The sequence below is a fragment of the Calditrichota bacterium genome, from assembly GCA_014359355.1.
In the GTDB taxonomy this organism is placed as follows: Bacteria; Zhuqueibacterota; Zhuqueibacteria; order JANLFK01; family Oleimicrobiaceae; genus Oleimicrobium.
Window position 1 is genome coordinate 1 of record JACIZP010000149.1, and the last position, 20113, is coordinate 20113.

The 20113-nt window shown below is 60.7% G+C and carries 16 protein-coding genes; 3 read left to right on the top strand and 13 right to left on the bottom strand.

The features are described from left to right. Positions 1 to 930: M23 family metallopeptidase (locus H5U38_06175; protein ID MBC7186603.1), on the top strand; the 930-nt coding region annotated here is incomplete at its 5' end. A gap of 291 nt (positions 931 to 1221) precedes the next feature. Then, positions 1222 to 2160 carry a tetratricopeptide repeat protein gene (locus H5U38_06180; protein MBC7186604.1) on the top strand — a complete coding sequence of 313 codons (939 nt, stop codon included), beginning with the start codon at positions 1222 to 1224 and terminating at the stop codon, positions 2158 to 2160. 25 nt (positions 2161 to 2185) lie between these two features. Here the strand turns inward: H5U38_06180 and H5U38_06185 are convergent, their stop codons facing one another. The 12 genes from H5U38_06185 to H5U38_06240 form a co-directional block, all read right to left on the bottom strand. After that, positions 2186 to 2557: a hypothetical protein gene (locus tag H5U38_06185; GenBank protein MBC7186605.1), complete on the bottom strand. Its 372-nt coding sequence runs from the start codon at positions 2555 to 2557 to the stop codon at positions 2186 to 2188. A gap of 65 nt (positions 2558 to 2622) precedes the next feature. Beyond that, positions 2623 to 3522 carry an isoaspartyl peptidase/L-asparaginase gene (locus H5U38_06190; protein ID MBC7186606.1) on the bottom strand — a complete coding sequence of 300 codons (900 nt, stop codon included), beginning with the start codon at positions 3520 to 3522 and terminating at the stop codon, positions 2623 to 2625. 175 nt (positions 3523 to 3697) lie between these two features. After that, the gene (locus tag H5U38_06195) at positions 3698 to 4054 is read right to left on the bottom strand and encodes a hypothetical protein (GenBank protein MBC7186607.1); all 357 of its coding nucleotides are present in this window, start codon (positions 4052 to 4054) and stop codon (positions 3698 to 3700) included. A 30-nt stretch (positions 4055 to 4084) separates the two neighbouring features. Next, positions 4085 to 5560 (bottom strand): sodium:solute symporter family protein, encoded by a 1476-nt coding sequence (locus H5U38_06200; GenBank protein MBC7186608.1) that lies wholly within the window; start codon positions 5558 to 5560, stop codon positions 4085 to 4087. A 72-nt stretch (positions 5561 to 5632) separates the two neighbouring features. Then, a complete protein-coding gene (locus H5U38_06205) occupies positions 5633 to 8122 on the bottom strand; it encodes a phosphodiester glycosidase family protein (protein ID MBC7186609.1) in 2490 nt (829 codons plus the stop codon). Between the two features lie 43 nt (positions 8123 to 8165). Then, positions 8166 to 10556, bottom strand: a complete 2391-nt coding sequence (locus H5U38_06210) for a carboxypeptidase-like regulatory domain-containing protein (GenBank protein MBC7186610.1) — start codon at positions 10554 to 10556, stop codon at positions 8166 to 8168. 127 nt (positions 10557 to 10683) lie between these two features. Beyond that, the gene (locus H5U38_06215) at positions 10684 to 11067 is read right to left on the bottom strand and encodes a four helix bundle protein (protein ID MBC7186611.1); all 384 of its coding nucleotides are present in this window, start codon (positions 11065 to 11067) and stop codon (positions 10684 to 10686) included. Positions 11068 to 11112: 45 nt separating this feature from the next. Then, on the bottom strand, positions 11113 to 13110 hold the full coding sequence (locus H5U38_06220) for a peptidase M49 (protein MBC7186612.1): 1998 nt from the start codon (positions 13108 to 13110) through the stop codon (positions 11113 to 11115). A 557-nt stretch (positions 13111 to 13667) separates the two neighbouring features. After that, a complete protein-coding gene (locus H5U38_06225; protein MBC7186613.1) occupies positions 13668 to 14729 on the bottom strand; it encodes a DUF4340 domain-containing protein in 1062 nt (353 codons plus the stop codon). A gap of 52 nt (positions 14730 to 14781) precedes the next feature. Beyond that, entirely contained in the window at positions 14782 to 16557 is a 1776-nt protein-coding gene (locus H5U38_06230) for a GldG family protein (GenBank protein MBC7186614.1), read from the bottom strand. A 2-nt stretch (positions 16558 to 16559) separates the two neighbouring features. After that, positions 16560 to 17288 (bottom strand): ABC transporter permease subunit, encoded by a 729-nt coding sequence (locus H5U38_06235; protein MBC7186615.1) that lies wholly within the window; start codon positions 17286 to 17288, stop codon positions 16560 to 16562. A 15-nt stretch (positions 17289 to 17303) separates the two neighbouring features. Next, positions 17304 to 18281 carry an ATP-binding cassette domain-containing protein gene (locus H5U38_06240; protein ID MBC7186616.1) on the bottom strand — a complete coding sequence of 326 codons (978 nt, stop codon included), beginning with the start codon at positions 18279 to 18281 and terminating at the stop codon, positions 17304 to 17306. 703 nt (positions 18282 to 18984) lie between these two features. On the opposite strand from H5U38_06240, the gene H5U38_06245 reads away from it, so the two are divergent. Then, positions 18985 to 19782, top strand: coding sequence for a hypothetical protein (locus H5U38_06245; protein MBC7186617.1), 798 nt, complete (start codon positions 18985 to 18987; stop codon positions 19780 to 19782). 52 nt (positions 19783 to 19834) lie between these two features. Here the strand turns inward: H5U38_06245 and H5U38_06250 are convergent. After that, positions 19835 to 20113, bottom strand: a 279-nt coding sequence (locus H5U38_06250; GenBank protein MBC7186618.1) for a hypothetical protein, incomplete at its 5' end; no start/stop codon positions are given.

Sequence of the window (20113 nt, forward strand, 5' to 3'; positions counted from 1 at the left end):
GAAGCACGCATGCGCGGAAAGTCGATCAAGTTGATCTACTTCTCCCTCGGGGGGTCAGAGGTGAAGGAGATCAACCTCGGATGGAGACACGCAGTGCTCCTGGGGGTTTCTGCTGTGGCGATGATAGGCGTGGTGGTGGTGGGTGTGTTGGCGGTGTTCACAGATTTTTTTCAGGACGCTCGCCTCAAAAGCCTGGCAAGCGCCAACATGGCGCTCAACATGCGCCTGGCCGACATGGGGGCCCAGATCGACCGCATCCAGTCCAAGATTGTGGAACTGGAGAGGAAGGACAACGATATGCGCATCTTTGTCGATCTGGATACCCTGGGCAGTGGCGTGAGGGCAGCGGGCGTCGGCGGGTTCACCAAGAGCATAGACTACCCTGAGCCTCCTGCCACCTCGCCGCTTGCGGCCAGCGAAAGCGCCAAGACGTTGCTCGACGAGCTTGAGCGGCGCCTGCAGCTCTTGAAAACGAGCCGCGAGCAAATCGAAGCAAAGTGGCAGAGCAAGCAAGATCTTTACAACCACACCCCTTCCATTCCGCCTGTGGAAAACTACCGCATCACCGACACCTTTGGCATGCGTCGGCACCCCTTCACCGGCCGTTGGACGATGCACGAGGGCATAGACCTTGCCTCCCACCGAGGCGAACCGGTCTACGCCACTGCTGATGGGGTGGTTGTTTCCGCGGTGGACAGGTTCAGACCCAACAATGGCTATGGGAAGGAGGTCGTGATTGACCACGGCTATGGCAAACAGACGCGGTATGCACACCTTTCCAAGGTCCTGGTAAGGGAAGGGCAACGTGTTTCCCGTTGGGATGTCATCGGTCTCCTCGGGGACACCGGTCAGGCCACTGGGCCCCATGTGCACTATGAGGTCCTGGTGGAGGGAAAGCCGGTCAATCCGAAGGACTTTATCCTAGAATAGACGCGCGCAGTCCCGGTGTCACAGAAGAGCACAAGGCCCACCGCTCCGCGTGGGCCTTTTTTTCTACCCAATCGCGCCACGCCTGGACGGTGGAGACCCAAGCAGCGTGTGCGCTCCCCACGCCTTAGGCAGGAGCCGCTGCCAAACCGGCCCGCTCTGAATAGACGGCGCGCGCAACCCTTTGCAAAGCTCGGCGCATTTTCCGTCTGCCTGGCGGCAGCGGCGCTCCTCTGGGCCCCGCAAGCCTTGCTTGGCGAGGACCCCAAAGCACCACGGCCTCCCGACCAGCTCGTGCTCCGTGGCATCGAGCTCACCGTCAACCACCACTACGACGAAGCCCACAGCTGCTTTGACTCCTTGGCCAATTCCTTGCCCGACCACCCGGCCGGCCCTTTTTTCAAGGCAGCAGTGCTCCATTCAAGGATGCTGGACTATGAATCGGATCAGGCTGCTGGAGAGTTCGCCCGTTTTGTGGAGGAGGCCATCGCTTCTGCGAGCCATTGCCTTGCCCAAAACCCTTCCGATGCGTGGTGCCTCTTCTACCGCGGCGCTGCCTATGGCTATCGGGCGTTCCACGCCGCGCGCCAGGGACGATACCTCGCGGCCTTTCACGATGGGCAACTTGCCCTGCGGGACCTGGAATCGGCAGTGGCGCTCGACTCGTCGCTGGCCGATGCTTATCTCGGCATCGGCAGCTACAAGTACTGGCGTGGCAAGCTCCTCCGCTACTTGAGCTGGCTTCCCTTTGTGCCCGACGAGCGTGAGGAGGGAATTCGCCTCATCCGCCTGGCCATCGCCAGGGGACGGTACTCGTACCTGACCGGCCTCAACGATTTGGCGTGGGTCCTCATCGATGCGGGCAAGTATGATGAGGCAGCGGAAACAGCGCGGAAGGGATTGGCGTCCTGCCCAGAGAGTCGCTTCTTCTTGTGGCCGCTTGCCGAGGCCTGTTTCGCCAAGCAGAACTACCCTGCAGCGGTCCACTGGTACGAACGCCTCTTAGAGTCCGTGCTCCGGGCTCCGGAGAACAATCACCACAACGAAATCATATGCCGCCTGAAGTTGGCCCACGCCTACTGTGCGTTAGGGGAGACGGACAAGGCGCGGATGCACGCCACCGCCATCCTTAGCCTGAAGTTGGAGAAGGATATCGCACAGCGGGCGAACAAAAAGCAGGCCATGGCTCGGGCGATACTCGAACGCTGCGTCCCCCCCGCAGATGCCCCCTGACATTGCATAGATCCAGCCCCAGCCACTAGAAGCTGTAGCGTATGCCCACCTGGTTGACTGGTTTGCCTACAAAGGTGCCGTGGATGCGTTGGTAGTTAACCGCTACCTTTCCGAGCACGTATTTCAGCACTCCCGCTTCCAGATAGTAGTCGGTGGCGTAGCCCGGATTGAGATGCCGATTGAAATCCGCGGTGAACTCCACCTGGAACCACCACTTGAGCTTGACCTGGTTAATGGAGACGATCTGCAGGGTGTTCCCAGCGCCTGCTCCAGAATCGAGCACGTTCTTGTAGAGCGAGACATCGTTCACGAGTGGGCGAAACCCCAATGCCCTCTCCCCTGCCCCAGCCAATCGCACAAGAAGAAAAAGCAGAAGACCGCACGTCAACAGGCGCATGTTGAGCTCCTCGCAAGATATGTCTGAAGCCAAGGGTGGAGCAGAGACGGCCGGAGGGAGAGCGCTCAGACGCCGGCCACTACGGCACCACCGTGCACTTTGTAGGCAAAAGCCATGCGCGGCGTATTGAACGCCCAGCCGAGCTGCCCTCGCGAATTGATGGCGATGGCACCCCCCAATCCTTGGACCTTCCTGGCGAGAATGGCAATCCCTTCGGCTACTGCCTGCTTGCTGTCGAAGCCTGCTCCCATGAGATCGCAAATGGTCTTGGCCAGGACGACGCGCATGATCGCCTCGCCCCAGCCACTGGCCGAAACTGCCCCGGTGGCGTCATCGGCGTAGGTGCCACAGCCGATGAGGGCCGAGTCGCCTACCCTGCCGGGCAGTTTGAGCGGTGTGCCGCCGGTGGAGGTGGCTGCTGCCAGATGGCCGTGCCAGTCGATGGCGACCGCCCCGACCGTCCCACGCGGGCGGCTTTCGAAGAAATCCCGGGTCGAGAGCGATCCCTTGGTGCGGAGGCGCCGATAGCGCTCCCTTTCGCGTGCCACAACCAGCTCCTCTGGCGAACAGAGGGCCATCCCCTGGTTGGCGGCAAAGCGCCACGCACTTTCACCTACCAAGAGCACATGTTCGCTGTGTTCCATGACCGCCCGCGCGAGCGTGATAGGGTTGCGCAAGAAGCGGACCGCGGCCACCGCCCCCGCCCGCAAGGTCGCCCCGTCCATGAGCATGGCGTCTAACTCCACCTCGCCAGCAGCATTGAGCGCCGCCCCATAACCCGCATCAAAGGTAGGATCATCTTCCATGACCGCCACTGCCGCCTGCACTGCATCCAAGGCGCTGCCCCCGCCATCGAGCACCGACCATCCCGCGGCAACGGCCTTGCGACACCCCTCACGGTGCGCCTCAACTGCATCGTCGGGGATGTCCCATGCACCTCCATGTACAATGATCGCCGGTTTCACCTCTGGCTCCTCGTACCTGCAACCATCGCCGGCTCTGCTGACAGGCGCCAACCACCCCCTTGGCCGCCGGAGACCCCAGCGGTGAGCGTCGCCGAGGGCATTCTCCCGGACCCAAGGCGGCGCCTACGTGACCTACCTCAGGAGAGCACCGTGAGCCGGCAGAGTTCAGCCTATTTCACCCCCTCGTTCCAGGACCCACCTTGAACACCAGCGTAGCCACCATTTCGATAACCAGGGCATATACAGCGCCCAGCACCACGATCGCAAAAGCTATGCCTATGCCCATCTGCGGCGCCTCAACAAAGAAAGCTGCCAGGGGCAGGCTAAAGATCACCCCCAGCACCAGGGCGTGCAGCCACCACCGCAACTGCAGCCTGCTGATGCCCAAGCCGAAGCCCATCACCGTCCTGCCGAGGATGACGGCAAACGCTGTGGACGTACTCACCAATGGGTCCTTGGCACTAATCAGGCCCCAACAGACCACGCCAAACACCAAACCCAACAGCGTGCACAGGACAAGGCGCTTGTTCACGCTTCCTCCTTTCCATTCGCTTGCCACCTCTTAAGATTTTTCTGGAAAGAGCTTGGCCAGGCTCTCCCTGCTTGGTGGTGGGGTCAACAGGCTCACCACCACCAGACCAAGGAAAGAGGCCAGAAACGCCGGATAGATACTGGGGATGCCCCAGGGGTCCCCCCCCTTGAGCACCGACGGAAAGGCGTAGGGAACAACGACCTCAAGGACCAGCGCGACCACTGCCCCGGCCACGATGGAGGTCACCCCGCCCGCCTTGGTGGCGCGTTTCCACGCCAGCGCCGCGATCAGGGCCGGCGTGATGGCCACGCCGTACATGGTGTACGCGAAGTAGGAATACTTGAGCACCGAAATCGGCAGATGAAGAACTGTGGGAACGAAGATCATCAAAAACGCGCACAAGCCCAGAATGACAATGAAGGTCTTTTGCAGAGCCACCATGCGTTTTTGCTCTGCGTGCGGGTTGAGAAAACGCTGGTAGATATCGCGCATGATGCTGGTGGTCGGCGAGAGCAGGTAGTTCATGCCGGTGGAGATGACCACGGCGCATGCTGCAGCCAGAAGGAGAAGCCCCACGGGTGCTGGCACCATGTGGCGGGCAGCCTGCAGCACCACAGAAGCAGGATCAATCCCTTTGTCCCAGAAATAGGCCGCGCCGTAGATGGCGATCACCACTACGACGGTCTCCACCACAATCGTGCCCAGGATCCAGAAGACGACAGCTTTGCGCGCCTCCCTTGCGCTACCTGCACTGTAGAACTTCTGGTACATGCTCTGCACCCCGAGCAGGAGGAGCATGGTGGCAAGGCAATAGCTGAGCGCCTTCAGGACAGGGTACTCGCCAAAGTCAGGAGAAAAGGCCGCCATGTGCCCTGGAGGTAGCGTCTGGGCGGCGGCTTTCCATCCTCCGGCTGCGGCCACGGTAAAAGGCGTCGCCACGCAGCAGGCCAGCACAATGATGATGCCATTGGGCAGGTCGGTGTGAGCCACGGCCACCATGCCGCCCAGGGCGACAAAGAGAATCACGAAACCGGCGGCCAACGCCTGCCCCACCTCGACACTCACTCTCCCGTCGGTGACCACGTTGAGAATGTAGCCACCCGCTCGAAACTGATAGGAGACGATAGTCGTGAAGGCGATGATGAGGGCAATGGCGCCAAACAGGCGCGCAAACTTGCCATAACGCTCCTCCAAGATATCACCTACCGTGTACTGCCCGAAGGTGCGGATCTTGCCGGCGAGGAAGTAGATGATGGCAATACCGACCCACGCTCCTGCAGGCAACCAGAGCGAGCTCCATCCCGCTTTGTACGCATACTCAGCACCGGCGATGAAGGTACCGGAGCCGATCCAGGTACACACCAGGGTAAAGACCATCTTCGTGGTGTTCAGGCTGCGCCCGGCCACCATCATGTCGTCCTGCGTCTTGACGCGCCCTGCCCGGTAGAAGTTGAGCACAGTCAGCACCAGCAGATAGCCCAAGATCACGTAGAGATACCAGACCATGCCATGCCCTCCAGTTGCGTTACCTTCCTCTGTTCCTCGCCAGGACACCCCCAGACATTGCGCACCGGTCGCTCAGCGGATGAGCACCATCTTGCGCGATTCCACCCCCTCTTCGCCTACCAGCCGATAGAGATAGACTCCAGCGGCCAACGTCGCTCCGTCGAACCGCACACGATGGTGCCCTGCGCTCAGTCTCTGGTCCAACACGGTGCAAACCTGCGCGCCAAGTGGGTTGAACACATCCAGCCGCACTCTGCCCTCGCGCGGCAGTTCAAAACAGATCTCCGTGACCGGATTGAAAGGGTTCGGGTAGTTTTGGTGGAGGCGGAAGGTCTTGGGCAACGCCCCTTCTCGCGGATCCTCCACGGCGGTCTGCAGGTAGTGGGCAGTAAAGTCGTCGAAGTAGAGAACGCCGGCGTCTTTGCGACTGTCATCGGTCTCCGCCAAGTAGATACGCTTCCAGGTAATTGGAAAAGTGAGAACCGCTGCGGGGTTACTCCAGTGCACAATCACGCTGTCCATGGACACGCGCAAGTAGCGCCAGGTGCCCGACCAATCGACGCCAGGAGATGCCGGGGTAAAGTTCACCAGGAACTTTTCGCCGTCCGCGTCGGCGAACTCACCCCGCAGCCAGTGGCCCTTACCATCGCCATACACGTGCACCCCCACTGCGGTAGGCGTTCCCGAAAGCGGAATCGAACACTCCATGTACAGGGCGCTCGTGCCCCCAGTGGCCAGGGAGTAGGTGAGTTTTCCAGATGTAGGCGGCGAGAAAACGACGGCGCTATCAAGCGTCAGACTGCAGGCCTGCAGGTTGACCCTCGTGCCGGTCAGACTCCAGCGCGCGAGCGAGCTAAAGTCGTCCACCACCACGTCGGTGGGAAGGCCAACGTAGACGGCTGCAGTGCCCACCACACTGCCATATGCAGCCCTAATCTCGCCCTCCCCTGGTTTTACCGCAGTGAAGACGCCCGCGGCACTCACGGTGCCCACCTCGCCGACCACCGACCACTGATAATCGGTGGGCAGCAGACTGATCTGATTGCCGAAGGTGTCGTTAGCCCGTGCGGTGATGGTCTGCGTCTGCCCGACTTGGAGCACCACGGGATTGGGAGTCAGGGTAATGCCTGCTACCTTGGTGATCCGCACCAAGGCCGAGTCACGCGCCACGCCTGCAGTGGCGTAGACGTACCCAGAGGTGTCGTGCAGTCCCGCCACAAACGTGCCTTGGGCGTCGATGCTCCCTATCCATGGGTCGCAGCTCCACACCACGGTGCCGGCGGGCAGGCTCAACGGGTTGTAATACTCGTCAAACCCCTGGACGGAAAAGCGCACCGTTCCTTCGGAGAGGACAAATGCCTCCCGTGGCGAAATACGCAGAACGCGCAGCGGCCCAGTGGGGGCATTGCTCACCACCAGCAGCGCGTTTGCCACCGGTCGCTCCGTGCCATCCGAAGGGCTGTTCACCACGCGGCCGCGCACGACCATGGTGGTGGAGCCGCCTCCATCCAAGTTCACCGCCTGATGCACACCCCATTCCCGCATGTACGCGGCAAGTTCAAAAAGGGACATCCCCACGCTGTACCCAGCCTGCCGGCCATCCACGGTGACGAAGAACAGCTTAGTCGAGTCGGCGGAAAAACCCACTGCCGTTCGCGGATGCCGATCGTAGGCAAAGTTCTTGTTGGTGAGGCCTTCTTGGTCCCACTCCACCGAGACGGCACCGTCGCGAATGATGCGCGGCACGCCGCCCACCAGCTCGACAATCCTCTTCCGCGTCGGGGGCAAGCGCAACACTACGGCCACAGTATCCCCCACGAAAACGTTGCCATTCAGAAAGGCGCTCGCCTGTCCGTGGCCAGAGAGAACAACGCCGTTTTTCGGAATGGGCGCATTCCCGTGGCCAGCCGCCATGATGCTGTCCTTTGCGGTGACCACCACCCATACCGTGTCGTTGACCGCGAAAGTGCTCCTCAGGTACTGGGCAACGATCTCCGTGCCCCAGTAGTTCGTGCGGGTGGTGCTCCCGTAGAAAGAGTTGTAAACGATGAGCTCGTCGGCATCCCTGCTCTCGTTGACGCCGTTCACCGCCGCTTGTCCCCTCTTGCTGACGAGCGTGCCGGCAAAGGAGACGACATCGATGAGCGGGCGGCGCTCATCGGTGTAGGCAAAGACCGAACGGCTGATCGGCCGCTTGATGAGCACGCCTCTCACTACCTGCGCCCCGATGGGGGTGCCATCGGTTTCCCAAAAGTCGGCGTTCATCGCGCCAACCACCTTGTGCCCCTCACGGTCGCTACGCGCAGCCATGGCCGAGGTCAACTCGCGCCCTCCGGAGAGCAGGTCGTTGGACTTGACGCTTTCGATGGTCACCCACGGGTTGGTCAGATCGATTTCCAGCACGTGGAAATGCCACGGGCCTGCTTCGCGGTATTCGTGGTGGTGCACCACGCCGGGGCCTACTGGCACACTCTCTTTCCAATCGGCCACGGCCATGCCGCAGAAAGCTGCCATGGTCGCGATCAGCAACAGCGAGAACCTTCTCGTGAATACGGAATTCATGGCCACGCACCCCTCGTTTTTCTGTGAACTTCCAGTCACACCCTCAGTACAGCCGTGCCAGACTCAACGCAACTGCCCAGGCAGATCGGTCCAGCCTTCTGGTCACGTCGCACCGCAAAAAGCCCAGGAGCCCACTGAGAGAAAGGCCCAACTCCTGGTGGAACCCCGCCGAGAAATACCCTCCAACCTCAGGAAGGGAGACATCGCTACGCCATGTCCGTGCCACCCCACCGTGCATGACCAGCCCAACGCCTTGGTCCACCAGCCAGTGCAGGCCAAGAAGCTCGAACGGCACAGTGCGGAAGTTGTGTTCCCAAAAGAGACCCAGGTACTTTTTCCCCTCGTACCAGCCCTCCAGCGTGCGCAATCCGCCAAAGGGACTGAGAAACGCCAACCTCCCCTCTATGGTGCCCAGGCGCTGCCGCGGGGGCAGACCCTCGATCATCCCGGCGACCAACCTCAGGTCAAGGCGATTGGGCAGCAAGCGGCGGCGCACGAAGGTGCTGGTGGCATAAGTCGCTTCGGCCCGATAACTCGTGAAAGAAAAGTCGCTGCCGAGCAGGCCGCGCACAGAGCGTTCTACTTCTATCTGCAGGCCCTTTTGGCTGGTCACGCTCCACGCGGACCCGAGACCACCGACGGTCAGTTTGAGCCGCACTGAGCCAAGGCGGCCCTCGTCCACAGGCGGATTCGGGCGTTGGTGGCGCCCCTGGCTGAGAAGGGCAAAGTCGGTCTGCTTGGACGCGGAGCTGTGGCGTTCCGCCGCTACGGCCGCCTCCACCCCCAGATCCCACCGCCGCACCCTGTGCGTCAGCCCGATGCTCGTGCCGGTGAGCCAGAAGTAGTCGAAGTGGTCCTCAGCCCCGAGAAGATTCACCACAGAGTTGAAGACCCGCGGATACAGGCTCCCGGCCGGCCTGGGCACAGTGTCGCGGAGATGGCGCACCCATGCCTGGCTGTTCTTCCCTGCCGGCGCGACAAGGGCCAGTTGGTAGGACCATTGGCGCGCCCCCGTCTTGTAGCCGCCCCCACCCTGTACCTGCCAGCCCTTTGCCGGGCGAAGCTGATAAACCGCCCCGAGGTGCAGTCCGTCGACGCGATTGTAACGGAGGTCGGGAAGCACGCTGCCGCGGTTTCTCTTCTGCCTGCTCGTCTTGCCTTCGGCCGGCTCGCTTCGCTCGGACCCTTCCCGCGATTCCACTTTGATCGAGGCCTTCAGTAGCCTTGCCAGCGGTCCCTGCGGGCGGAACTGCTGCGCCAGCGTCCATGTGCTGTCCACTTGTTTGTAGGCCACCAGCTCCGGCTCGGTGAGCGGCACCGCTCTCACCCCGCGCGCCAAGAGCGTGTCCTGCTGCACCGCCAATGAGTCAAGGGATACCACACGGCGCGTGGCGTAGAGACTATCCGGGAGGGCGACATTCACCTGGTAGTCGGTGAGCCTGGCCAGCCGGTCGTACCGTATGGTGGGAAAGCGGAGTCCCGGCACCCCAACGCGTACCTCGCCGTGCTCCTGCATGTCCACCGGCAGCCAGAACTCCTGCCCGAAGCTGTGGAAGTGCTGCCGCAACTGTACCCGCCACTCCTCCACCGGAAACGGCAACTGCACACCATTGCCTGGCTGCACCTCTGCCCCAATCAGGGCATAAACAGAGTCGAGCACCGCGAGGGTGCCTGAGAAGCACGGTTGAAGCTGGCTCTTGGGACTCACCGCAATGTCGTAGATCACCCCCTTATCCATGCCCCGGCGCCCCAACAGGACAAACTGATAGTGATCAAGTGCTTCCGGACTCGTCACGCCGATGAACTTGTTTCCCAGCACCTCGACGTCATCGTCGTAGAAGTTGGGAAAACCGAAGGCGAAGATCATCACCTCCTTGGGCACGTTACTCGTCTGGGCACGCGAGGTGACCACCTCCCGCGAGCCTCGCACGCCGTCCCAGAACAGCCGCGAGGTGCTCTCCAGGATCATGACCATGGCAGTGTCATTGGAGACGGAGAAGCGCGAATACGCCTCCGCGGCAAACGTGCGCAGTTTGCTGCGCCACTGTTGTTTGCGCCGGATCACTTCGCGCATGATGGCCACTGCCGGATCCTCCCCCGTGACGACCACCGGCGGCAATTCCACCACCGCCGGCAGCAGATAGACATCTACCACCTCTGGCGTAGTGGCCGTGACGATGACGCGCTGCGAATGATACCCGATGTAGCGGACTTCGACCGTGGCGGGCACGTGCGTGATCAATAGGCTGTAGTGCCCGTGGGCATTGCTGGTGGTGCCGCGGTAGGTGCCCTCAATCCAGATATTCGCCAGAGGGAGCGCTTCTCCCGTGCGGCCATCCCGAACCGTGCCACGAATGCGGACTTCTTGCGCGAGAATGCGAGCCTGCCCCACGGCAAAAAGACAAAGCGCCAGAAGGACGCGGAATCGGCTCATGGGCAACTTGCCTCACAATGGCCCAAGAAAATGGCCGGCTGGCAGGGGCCTGTGTGGGCGGAACAACCCACCACAGGTCCATGGCACACCGACCTCAGAGCAGCCTTTTGCATCTTGACGAAAGCAATTACTGCTGGCCGCGATTTTGTTGGGGCCGCGCCGAGCGGACCAGGCGACTCAGCATCCGCCCCACCTCCTCGCCGAGGTTCCAGAGTGCCTCAAACTCCTTGAGAAAACCCAGGTCGCGCGCCAGGATGAGGTAGTAGCGTGCGCGCTCTAGGGCCGATAGGCTCTCGCTGTAGAGACGGAGCTTTTCTGGCTGTATCCTGCAGCGGAATCCCGCGGCAATGTTGGCCGGCACGGCGGCAATAGCCTTGCGCAGATCCGCCGCCAGGCCGTCGCGTTCTTCCTTGGGGAATTTCTTCGTGGCTCTGAATATCTCCAAACTGAGTTGGTGGCTCCTCTGCCACACAACCAGGTCCTGGAAGGTAATCCTTTTCTCTTGCTCCATGCTCGTCACCTTTCGATTGAGGGCGCGCACCCGCGCAGGCTTCCCCTACCGCAGATAGCCTGCGTAGCGCAGCATCTGGCCCAGGAAATCACAAGGATAGGTCACCCGGACATCTCTGGGATTGCCATTGGCGTCGGTGACCAGGGACAACTCAGGATTCACGTAGGCCGTGTAGGTGGGCAGGTCGAGTTTGGCGAAACGCGCCACAACTTCATCGCGTAGGGCAGGATCGAAAGAGCTGCCATAGGTGGTCACCAGGGCACGGGCCGCCTGGTAGTCGCCTTGCGCCTTGATGCGCATGATCTCGGCCAAGAGCCGCCCCACGCCGGCACGCATTGCCGCATAGTCTTTCACACGCAGGTAGCTCTTCCCACCTTTGCGCTCCAGGGAAACGGCATCGGTGGTGGCGCGGAGGTAGCTCACGATCAAGTGAGCGGCGCGGTCGTGGTCCTCCTCGATGGTTGTGGCGTACGGGTACAGGCGAAGCATGGTCAGGTCATCGCGCACATAGTCGTCGTAGGCAGCCTTGCCGACTTGCTCCGCATCCGTCACCAGGCCGATCTCCACCAGCTTCGGGTCAAAGATGTTCCACAACGCCATCAGGTCCGCGCGTGCCTCCTCCAGCGTCGAATAGTACTCCCGCAGAAAGTCAGAGGGGTCCCCACCCAGATGCGGATCCGCTTTGCCACTCCCATGACCGACGACCTCGTGCAGCGCCAGACACGCGTCGGCGGCTTGGTCTCCCCACTTCTTGGCGCGTCGCAGTTCGGCGCCCGTGGCGCAGAACTCACGCAGCAATGCATCCGATTGGGCACGGCGCCGTGCGGCGATCATGTTTTGCAGGGTGATGCTCTTGCTGCCGTGTTGCTCGCGGATCCACTGCTCATTGGGCAAGTTAATACCCGCCCAGCCGATGGGCCCTTGATCCCCCGTCTGCGTGAGCACCTTGATGGCACTTGCAACCGGCGGATGTACGCCCTGCTTCTTGAAGGCATCGTCCCAGGGCGCACGATCCTCGAAATACTGCGCTGCAGCCGCCAAGGCGCGCATCTTCGCCGTGGACTCTTCGTCGACAAAGAAGACGATCCCCTCCCATGCGCCCTTCACGGCCCGCGCGTCAAGATAGGTCTCCACAAAGCCGTTGATGGTATCCACAAGCGGGTTGTCGCGCACCCACAGCAGGTAGAAGTTGTGGAACTCCCGCACGTCGCCGGTGCGATAGTAGGCGATCAAATGCTGCAGCGCCTGACGCTGTGCCCCCTCTGCAACGGCCACTGCCCGCTCCAAATGGGAAACGACCGCCTTCAGCTCGGCAGCATAACGCCCAGGCGGTATGCTGTCGGTGCCAGTCCGGTAGACTTCCTCCACCAACTGCCCATCTCTTTTCACTAGGCGAGAGTTGAGTGGATAGCGCTCGGCAAAACGCTCTACCTCGGCCAATGTGACGCCCTCGTACAGGTTGTTGGCGCTGGCGGTCAGGATGTCTTGGCCAGGTCCGGGCGTCTTGTTGGTCTTGAAAGGCTCGTAGGCTGGGTCAAAGATGGTCGGGCGCAGGCGTTCTATCAGCGCCTCCAACGATTCACCTTCTGCCCCTTGGATCGACGCGCCATTCTGCACAGCAATGCGCGCGGCGGCAAGCAGCTCCTCTGGGGTAAAGTCGGGCACGAACTTGGCAAACGACCGGCTGTAGTAATGGCCGTTGTTGATCCACACCAGCTTCGCATAGTGGACGATGCGATCCAACAACGGCTGCTCGATGCCCCGCGGGTGGAGGATGATCTGCTCCAGCAGGCGGCGGATCTCCAGGGCATGCCGATGATTCTGGTCGTACATGATGTCGCGCCCGGCGATAGCCGCCTGGCAGAGATGGTAGGCGAGCACTTTTTGCTGTAGCGGCAGACGTTCAAAGCCGTCCGCATACATCTGCACGATCTGGGTGTTCCCCACCCGCTCCAGGAAATAGCGGCGCTGGTCTCCCCCACATCCCACGAGAAGTACCCCCAACACGATGGCGCCTAACGAGTGCATCGCTTTGCCAGCCAAGCTCCCTCCCTGGTAGAGTTAGACATTCCAAGAAGCGGCAGGGTAAGATACGCAATCCACAGTGCAAAAGCAACGAATTTTTCTCGCGAGGCCCGCGCGAAGAAGCACGACAGGCTATGAACAAGTCGGGCCCCAGAGCCCACCGAGCAGTGAGCCCACAGTAAAAAGGCCCCTTTCCCAAGCCTCGTGGGACGCAGAGTTCGAGTCTTTGGCTGGTGAGCGCCAGTACCCTGTGCCGACGTTCATCGCCCTTGGGATGCTGCCGCTGGCGCGGTTCCCCTTGGGCATTCGGCCTGGAAGTCGGCCCTCTCCATCGGCTCATGCCTAGAAACGCCCTTGGCATTCGTGGGCTGACCTGTGCCCTCTTTTCGAACCTCACAAATGTGCAGAGGCTGCCCCCGCGCCTCCCTGCTGAGGATGGCAACGACCGTTCGGACGGCACCCTACGTGGGCCACGGCCCTCCTGCCAAAAGGAGCAGTCCTCAGCTCCGCCGTCGCAGCTTACCCCAACAAAAAAGCCCTCCCGCAATGGGCGGGAGGGCTCGACGGTGAGCGCCTTATGCCTTGCTGACTTTCTTGGGCAGCTCGTCGATCCACTTGGTCAGGGCATCGAACTTGGTCTTGGCCACTTTGTAGACCAAGTTGTCGTACTGCACGTACATGAAGTAGCCCTTGTCCTTCTCGAACTCGCGACCGAACACGACGTTGTAGCGCGAGGGATCATCCTTTTTCATGAAGACCATGTAAAGGGTAGGTCGATCGAACTGGTAGCGGCTCTGCTTGCCCAGGTCTGCAAGGGTGTTGCCAATCCTGTCAACTACCTCCTGGGCGTAAACATACGTCACGTCGCCCAAGAATCTGTCCACTTCTTTCTGGTCGATCTTGAGCTGCCGCCCGCCGCGGACCAGTACCCATTCGTACTCCTTCTTGCTCGCCGCCGAGTCCGAGCTGGCGGTGGCGGCCTTTTCCACCCGGCGGATGACCACCTCTTTGCCCCCGCTGACCAGGGCTACCAGCTCGAGATCCTTCTTCTCCAGCTTCACCGCGGTGAGGTCAACAAAGGAGTTTTCGTTGAAGTGCGACAGAGTATCCAGCTCGCCGTAGATAGCCAGGCTGGAGAGTATGTTCTTGTCCACGGCATAAATCTTCTCCCGATCGGCGAAACGGACAAAGCCGGTGTTGTAGTCGTCGCCCCTCTTACCGATGATGAGGTTGGCCAAGGGCTTCTGCGCCGCATCCTTGAGGATCACGTGCACGCCCTGGTCGTCCCCAACCTGGAAGGTGGCAAAGTGCTTCGGATCGGCGGCCCTCACCCTGCCGGTCATCTCCAACAGGTCGTCGATGATGCGATTGACGCTGTACTCGCGCGCTTTCGCGTTCAGCCTGGTGGGGATGTACCACTGCTTGTCTTTCTTCACGAACTCCATGCGGATCTCGCCACCGGCGGTCTGCTTGTACACCTCGATGCATTGCACGTCATCGCGGCTCACGCCGATGACCACACTCTGCTGCAGTTCATCAACGTTGACCGTCTTCATGCGCGGCTTGGTCACGAAAAACAGCAGCAACAACGCGCAGAAGACGCCACCCAGGATGTAGAGTTGCTTTTCCTTCATCATGGCGTTTCCCTCGTTGCTTACCGGCATCTTCCCTGTGGCACTGGGCCATGCTTCATTTCATCTTCCGCCGCATGGTGAGCACCACGCCGAGCGCCACAAAGCAGAGAGCAGGGAACCAGACGACGAAGAACTTGGCCAGCGACTTGCCAAAGGCGCTGGTCTCTTTGATGCGCCGCGCTTCGATGTTCTTGGCGCGAATGTGAATAAGCTCATCGCCCAGCGTCAAGGCGTCGACGCTGTTCAGCAGAAGCGCCTTGTGGCTATCCACAGCGCGGAGCACGTCATCTTTGAACATGTTGCTGCAACCGTAGGCGATAATCTTGTTGGGAACGGCCGGTCCGGTAATGAGCGGCGTAGCCGTGCTGTCCACCCCAGAGCCTTCGCCAGACCACTTCGGGGGCGGCTGGTCAAGGTAGCGGGCGCTAAAGGTCCCCTCAACCAGCACACCGAGGGGCTGCCGCCGCAAAAAGTCACCCGAGGCCGGCTCGGAGGTGTCCACGGGTCGGTACCCCAGGCTCTCCGTAGTCCAGCTGTGGTTGCTCGAGGTAAAGAGCACCGTGGCCTTCAAATTGTCCTTTTCCAGGATCTCGTTGTACAAGTTCAGGCGGTTGCCGTACATGTAGAAGAGCTCGGTGATCTTGTTGGCCACCGACACGCGGCTATTGATGTTCTCCTGGTTCACCTTGATGATCACCGGCTTGCTGACTGGCTCGTAGCGCTGCTCCTGAATCTGGAAGATGCCCATGCGTCGGGTGCGATAGGTAGGCACCTGGACGAAGGCAGCACTGCGGTCCATGAAGATCTTGGTGTCGATCTCAAAGCCATAGTTCTTCAGCAGGCTGTTGATGTTGATGCGGGTGGGCATGGCCTGAACGTCGAACTCCCCCGAGGCGCCGCTGCGCGCAGGGTAGATCTGATAATTGTACATCTGCCCCGCTAACACCAACCGCACGCCTTTGTGCACCAGCCGGTCGATTTCGTAGAGTTGCCGTTCGGTGAGCGGTTCGTCCACCATCAGCACCATCGTCTGGATGTCGCCGGGGATAGTGTCATCTTTGGTGATGTTGGTGCGAACCACATCATAGCCGGCGTTGCGCAGCAGCTCCACCGCCATGCCGTAGGCATCCGGTGGCGACTGTTGGAACTGGCGGTACTGCGGAGGAGTCTCGGGCTGGTCTGGGAAGAACCCCACCTTGGGCCGCTTGGTGGCAATCAGCTTGTAAATGCGGGAGACAATCTCGTACTCCAAGCTGCCGAACATCTCCGGCCGCACCTCCTCGATCACATCTTCCTTGCGGTCCAGGTAGGAAAGGACCAGCGAGGAGTAGATACGCTTGACCGCGAATTCGTCGCGCTCGGCGCTTTGCACGCCAAATGGAACCACCCCCTTTTCCGCCAGTCGCTCGGCAATACGTTTGCGCGGCGCGGGTTTGCTGGCCTCGCCTTTCTCCTCCTTCTCTTTGGCACGCCGCTCCTCGTATGCTTCGCGCTCCTCCTCAGCAGAGGGATCGAACACCTTGTAGGTGACCCTCCCCTTGGAGGCCAACTTGAGCTCCTCAAGCTTGTCGATGACGTCCCGCTCCAAGTTTTTCCACTTGGTCGGCATCTTTTCGGAGGAGGACACGTAGTAGGTGATTTCAATAGGTGCCTCTAACCGCGAGAGAATCCTCTCCACCGAGGGCGAGAGTTTGTACACCTGCTCGGCGGTCAGGTCGAAGCGACCGACATTGAGATTGTCGAAAACCATGATGACCAGCAGGGCAATGCCCAAAAGCAGCCCTGAACCGATCAAGAACGTCCTGATGAAGAGCTTGCGTAGGTTCTTCATGGCTAGTACTTTCTCCCATCCAGGTACTTGATGTTCAAGGTGATGAACAGAGCACTCAAGGAAAGGAAGTAGACGAGGCTCCGGACGTCAATCACGCCGCGAGCGATGTCGTTAAAGTGCCGGGTGACACCCACGTAGCTATACAGAAAATCGCCTAGCCCCGGGAACCACCCGTCAATGACCATCGGCACGTATTGCCAGCCGATGAGGGCGAAAAAGCCGCACACTAGGCTGGTGATGATCAAAGAGACGATTTGGTCGGCAAAAAAGCCGGAGATGAAGATGCCGACCGCCAAGTAGAAGGCGCCCAGCAGCACCGCGCCAAAGTAGCCGCCGATGATGGGACCAAAGTCCGGCTTGCCCAGGAAGACCAGCATGATGGGGATCGCCAGCGTGCCAGCGAGCGCCACCAGGTAGAAGGCAAGACCGGCCAAGTACTTACCCAGCACGACGTGCTCGGCCTTCATGGGGAGCGTGAGCAGCAACTCGATGGTCCCCAGCTTCTTCTCCTCGGACCACAGGCGCATGGAGATGGCCGGGATGAAGATCAGCGCCAAGGTCACCGGCAGCGCCGAGAAGAACGCACGCATGTCGGCGTTGCCGAAGAAGAAGAAGTGGAACATGTACAACCCGCAGTTGAGCACGATGAAGATAATGCTAAACACGTACGCTATGGGTGAATAGAAGTAGGCGGCGAACTCTCGTTTGAAAATGATCCAGATGTCTTTCATGTCTCGTCTCCCTTTCTACGCCTGAGCTTGTTTTCCCGGCTGCTCGGCGCGCTCCTCTGCGCCGCCGCCTTGGGTGAGCAGGATGAACGAGTCCTCCAACGACAGCTTCTCCGGATGGAACTCCAAGATATCCCACTGGGCCTCGCGAATGACGCGGTTCAGGTCGGCGATGAGGTCCTTGTCCGCGTCGTAGGAAAGGGTGCAGCGCGTTACGCCTCGCTCCCCACCGTCGTGGAAGGTAACGTCCAAGAGATTGTCCACCCCCTTCAAGCGCTGCTCCACCTCCTTACGCGGCGCTTTCACCGCCAAGGAGAGCGAGGTGCGCGTGGCAAGCTTGTTCCGCAGCTCCTCGAAATTGCCGTCGGCCACCAGTCTGCCCTGGTTAATCACCAACACGCGATCTGCGACCGTGGCCACCTCCGGCAAGATGTGCGTGCTGAGGATAATCGTCTTGTCGTGCGCCAGCTGCTTGATGAGGTTACGGATGCCGATGATTTGCAGCGGGTCAAGACCCGAGGTGGGCTCGTCCAGAATCAACACCTCCGGGTCGTGGATAAGTGCTTGGGCAAGGCAAGTGCGCTGGCGGAAACCTTTCGACAGTACGCCGATCTTGCGCTTGAGTACCGGCTCCAGGCCACACGCCTCGACTACCCACGCCATGCGCTCGTTTAGCTTGCCATTCAGGTGCCTCGCCTCGCCAATGAAGCGGAGGTACTCGGAGACTAACATGTCCGCGTACAGCGGCACCGTCTCCGGCAGGTACCCGATGATGCGACGCACATCGTAGGGGTTCTCCAGCACGTCGTAGCCCCCGACCCGTGCCGTCCCCGAGGTGGGGGCCGTGTAGGTGGTGATAATCTTCATTGCCGTCGTCTTTCCGGCACCGTTGGGCCCCACAAAACCCACGATCTCACCCTTCTTGATCGTGCAGGTCACATCCTCGAGGGCAGTGGTCAAGCCGTACCGCTTGGTGAGGTTCTGCAGTTCGATCATGGCTATCCCTCTGTTTTGACCTCCACTATGCCGACTCAAAACTCAATTCGCCGAATTGAACGAGCAAAAAGCCCTTGGAGTTCCGGCGAAATCCACATACATTTGCGCGGTGGCTTATTTACAAAATTTCCGCCTTTTCGTCAACCGAAAAGTGCGGTATGAGGAAAGAACCGGCGGGGGTGTTGGAGGCAAAAGGTAGCTTCCGCTGCGCGGCGATGGCCATTCACGCATCACGGACAATGCCGCTGGCGAGTCTCCATCGTGCGTGCATAAACGAGGACGAGCCCAGGTCGGCCTGCGTTGCCTCAATTTCGCAAGAAAGGCTGCGCCATCATGCTCCAGCGGCAAGAGCACCGCGCGACACTCGTCCTCTTGGCCCCGGTGGCCCCTGCCGGTCTCGTGGTGCGCCAAGGCGCAAGGCAGCCCCATCAGTCTGAGGCCACTCATGCCGAGAACGACTCTGCACATCCAAAAAGTCTCATGGGCACCCATCGCCCTTAAGTGTGCGACCCAGCCGACCGGCGTCCGGTGCGCTGTCCTGAGCTTGCTCCTTTGGGCGCTTTTGCCTTGCAGGGGCGCCGCACAGAGTTTTAGCACCGCTGGCAAGGTCGTCGGCTTTGAAACGGGCGCCACGATCTCCCTCGGCGCTTACAAGGCATACGCTAGCGCTTTCGTGAATCTTGCCCGAAGACAGGGGACACCGGTGTTCCTGACTGGAAATGAGGGGCGCATCTACGCCTATTTGGGTAGGCGACTCTTTTCCCCAAAGTACCTGTTGGTGCAGGCCACGCTCTACCCGCTGGCCACCCTCAGCAGCTATGTGGAGACCTACCATCCACGGCAGTTCGATCGCCTTGAAGTGGCAGGTTTCAACGTCCTGCGTTCCCTCGGCTCTGGCAGCGAAGAACCGTACGCGCTTTCCCTGCTTGTTGGCAACATCGCGTTCCTCGGCTATTACGAGCCCACGGAGGGCACCGCGCGGGTTCGCCAGGCGGGTTCGGCACTCGCTGGCCTTTTGCTCTCCACCGGCCACTGGCACATTCACGACAACATCCGCGTGGCGGACCGCTGGTGGCAGGTGGAGCTGATCCTCACAGGCACCTCAAGCCGCCCCGGGGTCGAGGAGTTGGAATGGAACTTCCGCGGTGGGGTGAAGCTTCACAGCAACCAGCTTGCGCCAGACGTTGTCGCCTTTACGCTTTTTCGCGACGACGTCCAGTGGCAGGCCCGCGGCTTTTCTCTGCTCGCAAACAGCCAAATCGAGTACGAAGCACACTTACCCCTCGGCGACCAGGACCAGGCCATGCCATTTGTTGTCAGACATCTGTTCAGATACGGGAAAAAGTTCCCCCTGCGCCTGTGGGGAAAGCAGGTGGTCCCGCAACTCGGCGGCGGAGTCTTGTGGGAGTGGGTGCGCTCTTATGACCGCGAGGCCCGGCACTTCCAACCGAAAGGGGCTGGACAGTGGGTTTGGCTTGTCCAGCCCACCATCTCGTTCTGAGAGCGACGCGGCTTAGGCCAGGCCGTTCCCCGGCGACACCGAAAGGCCCGCCTCAGGGGCGGGTCACTCGAAGATCGTCGTAATACTGCACCGCTGTTCCTGAGGCAAAGTCGTGCGCCGCAAAGACCAGTGCATCCCACTGTTCGCCGGAGAGGTAGAACAGATAGGCCTTCTGTTCCCCGTCCACAAAGACTCTGCCGTACGGGTAGGTCAGCTCCACGCGCACCGTGTACCAGGTCAGCGGCTGGTAGGTCTGGAGCTCCGTCCGCTGGTCCTTTGTGGCGGTGTAGATGTGGCCATCTTCAGCAAACTCTATCCAATCGACAAGGGC

What these genes read in the sequence shown, in the direction of transcription:
- H5U38_06235 (MBC7186615.1), bottom strand. Translation starts at nt 17,288, where the DNA reads ATGAAAGACATCTGGATCATTTTCAAACGAGAGTTCGCCGCCTACTTC.
- H5U38_06230 (MBC7186614.1), bottom strand. Translation starts at nt 16,557, where the DNA reads ATGAAGAACCTACGCAAGCTCTTCATCAGGACGTTCTTGATCGGTTCA.
- H5U38_06240 (MBC7186616.1), bottom strand. Translation starts at nt 18,281, where the DNA reads ATGATCGAACTGCAGAACCTCACCAAGCGGTACGGCTTGACCACTGCC.
- H5U38_06185 (MBC7186605.1), bottom strand. Translation starts at nt 2,557, where the DNA reads ATGCGCCTGTTGACGTGCGGTCTTCTGCTTTTTCTTCTTGTGCGATTG.
- H5U38_06225 (MBC7186613.1), bottom strand. Translation starts at nt 14,729, where the DNA reads ATGATGAAGGAAAAGCAACTCTACATCCTGGGTGGCGTCTTCTGCGCG.
- H5U38_06210 (MBC7186610.1), bottom strand. Translation starts at nt 10,556, where the DNA reads ATGAGCCGATTCCGCGTCCTTCTGGCGCTTTGTCTTTTTGCCGTGGGG.
- H5U38_06215 (MBC7186611.1), bottom strand. Translation starts at nt 11,067, where the DNA reads ATGGAGCAAGAGAAAAGGATTACCTTCCAGGACCTGGTTGTGTGGCAG.
- H5U38_06200 (MBC7186608.1), bottom strand. Translation starts at nt 5,560, where the DNA reads ATGGTCTGGTATCTCTACGTGATCTTGGGCTATCTGCTGGTGCTGACT.
- H5U38_06205 (MBC7186609.1), bottom strand. Translation starts at nt 8,122, where the DNA reads ATGAATTCCGTATTCACGAGAAGGTTCTCGCTGTTGCTGATCGCGACC.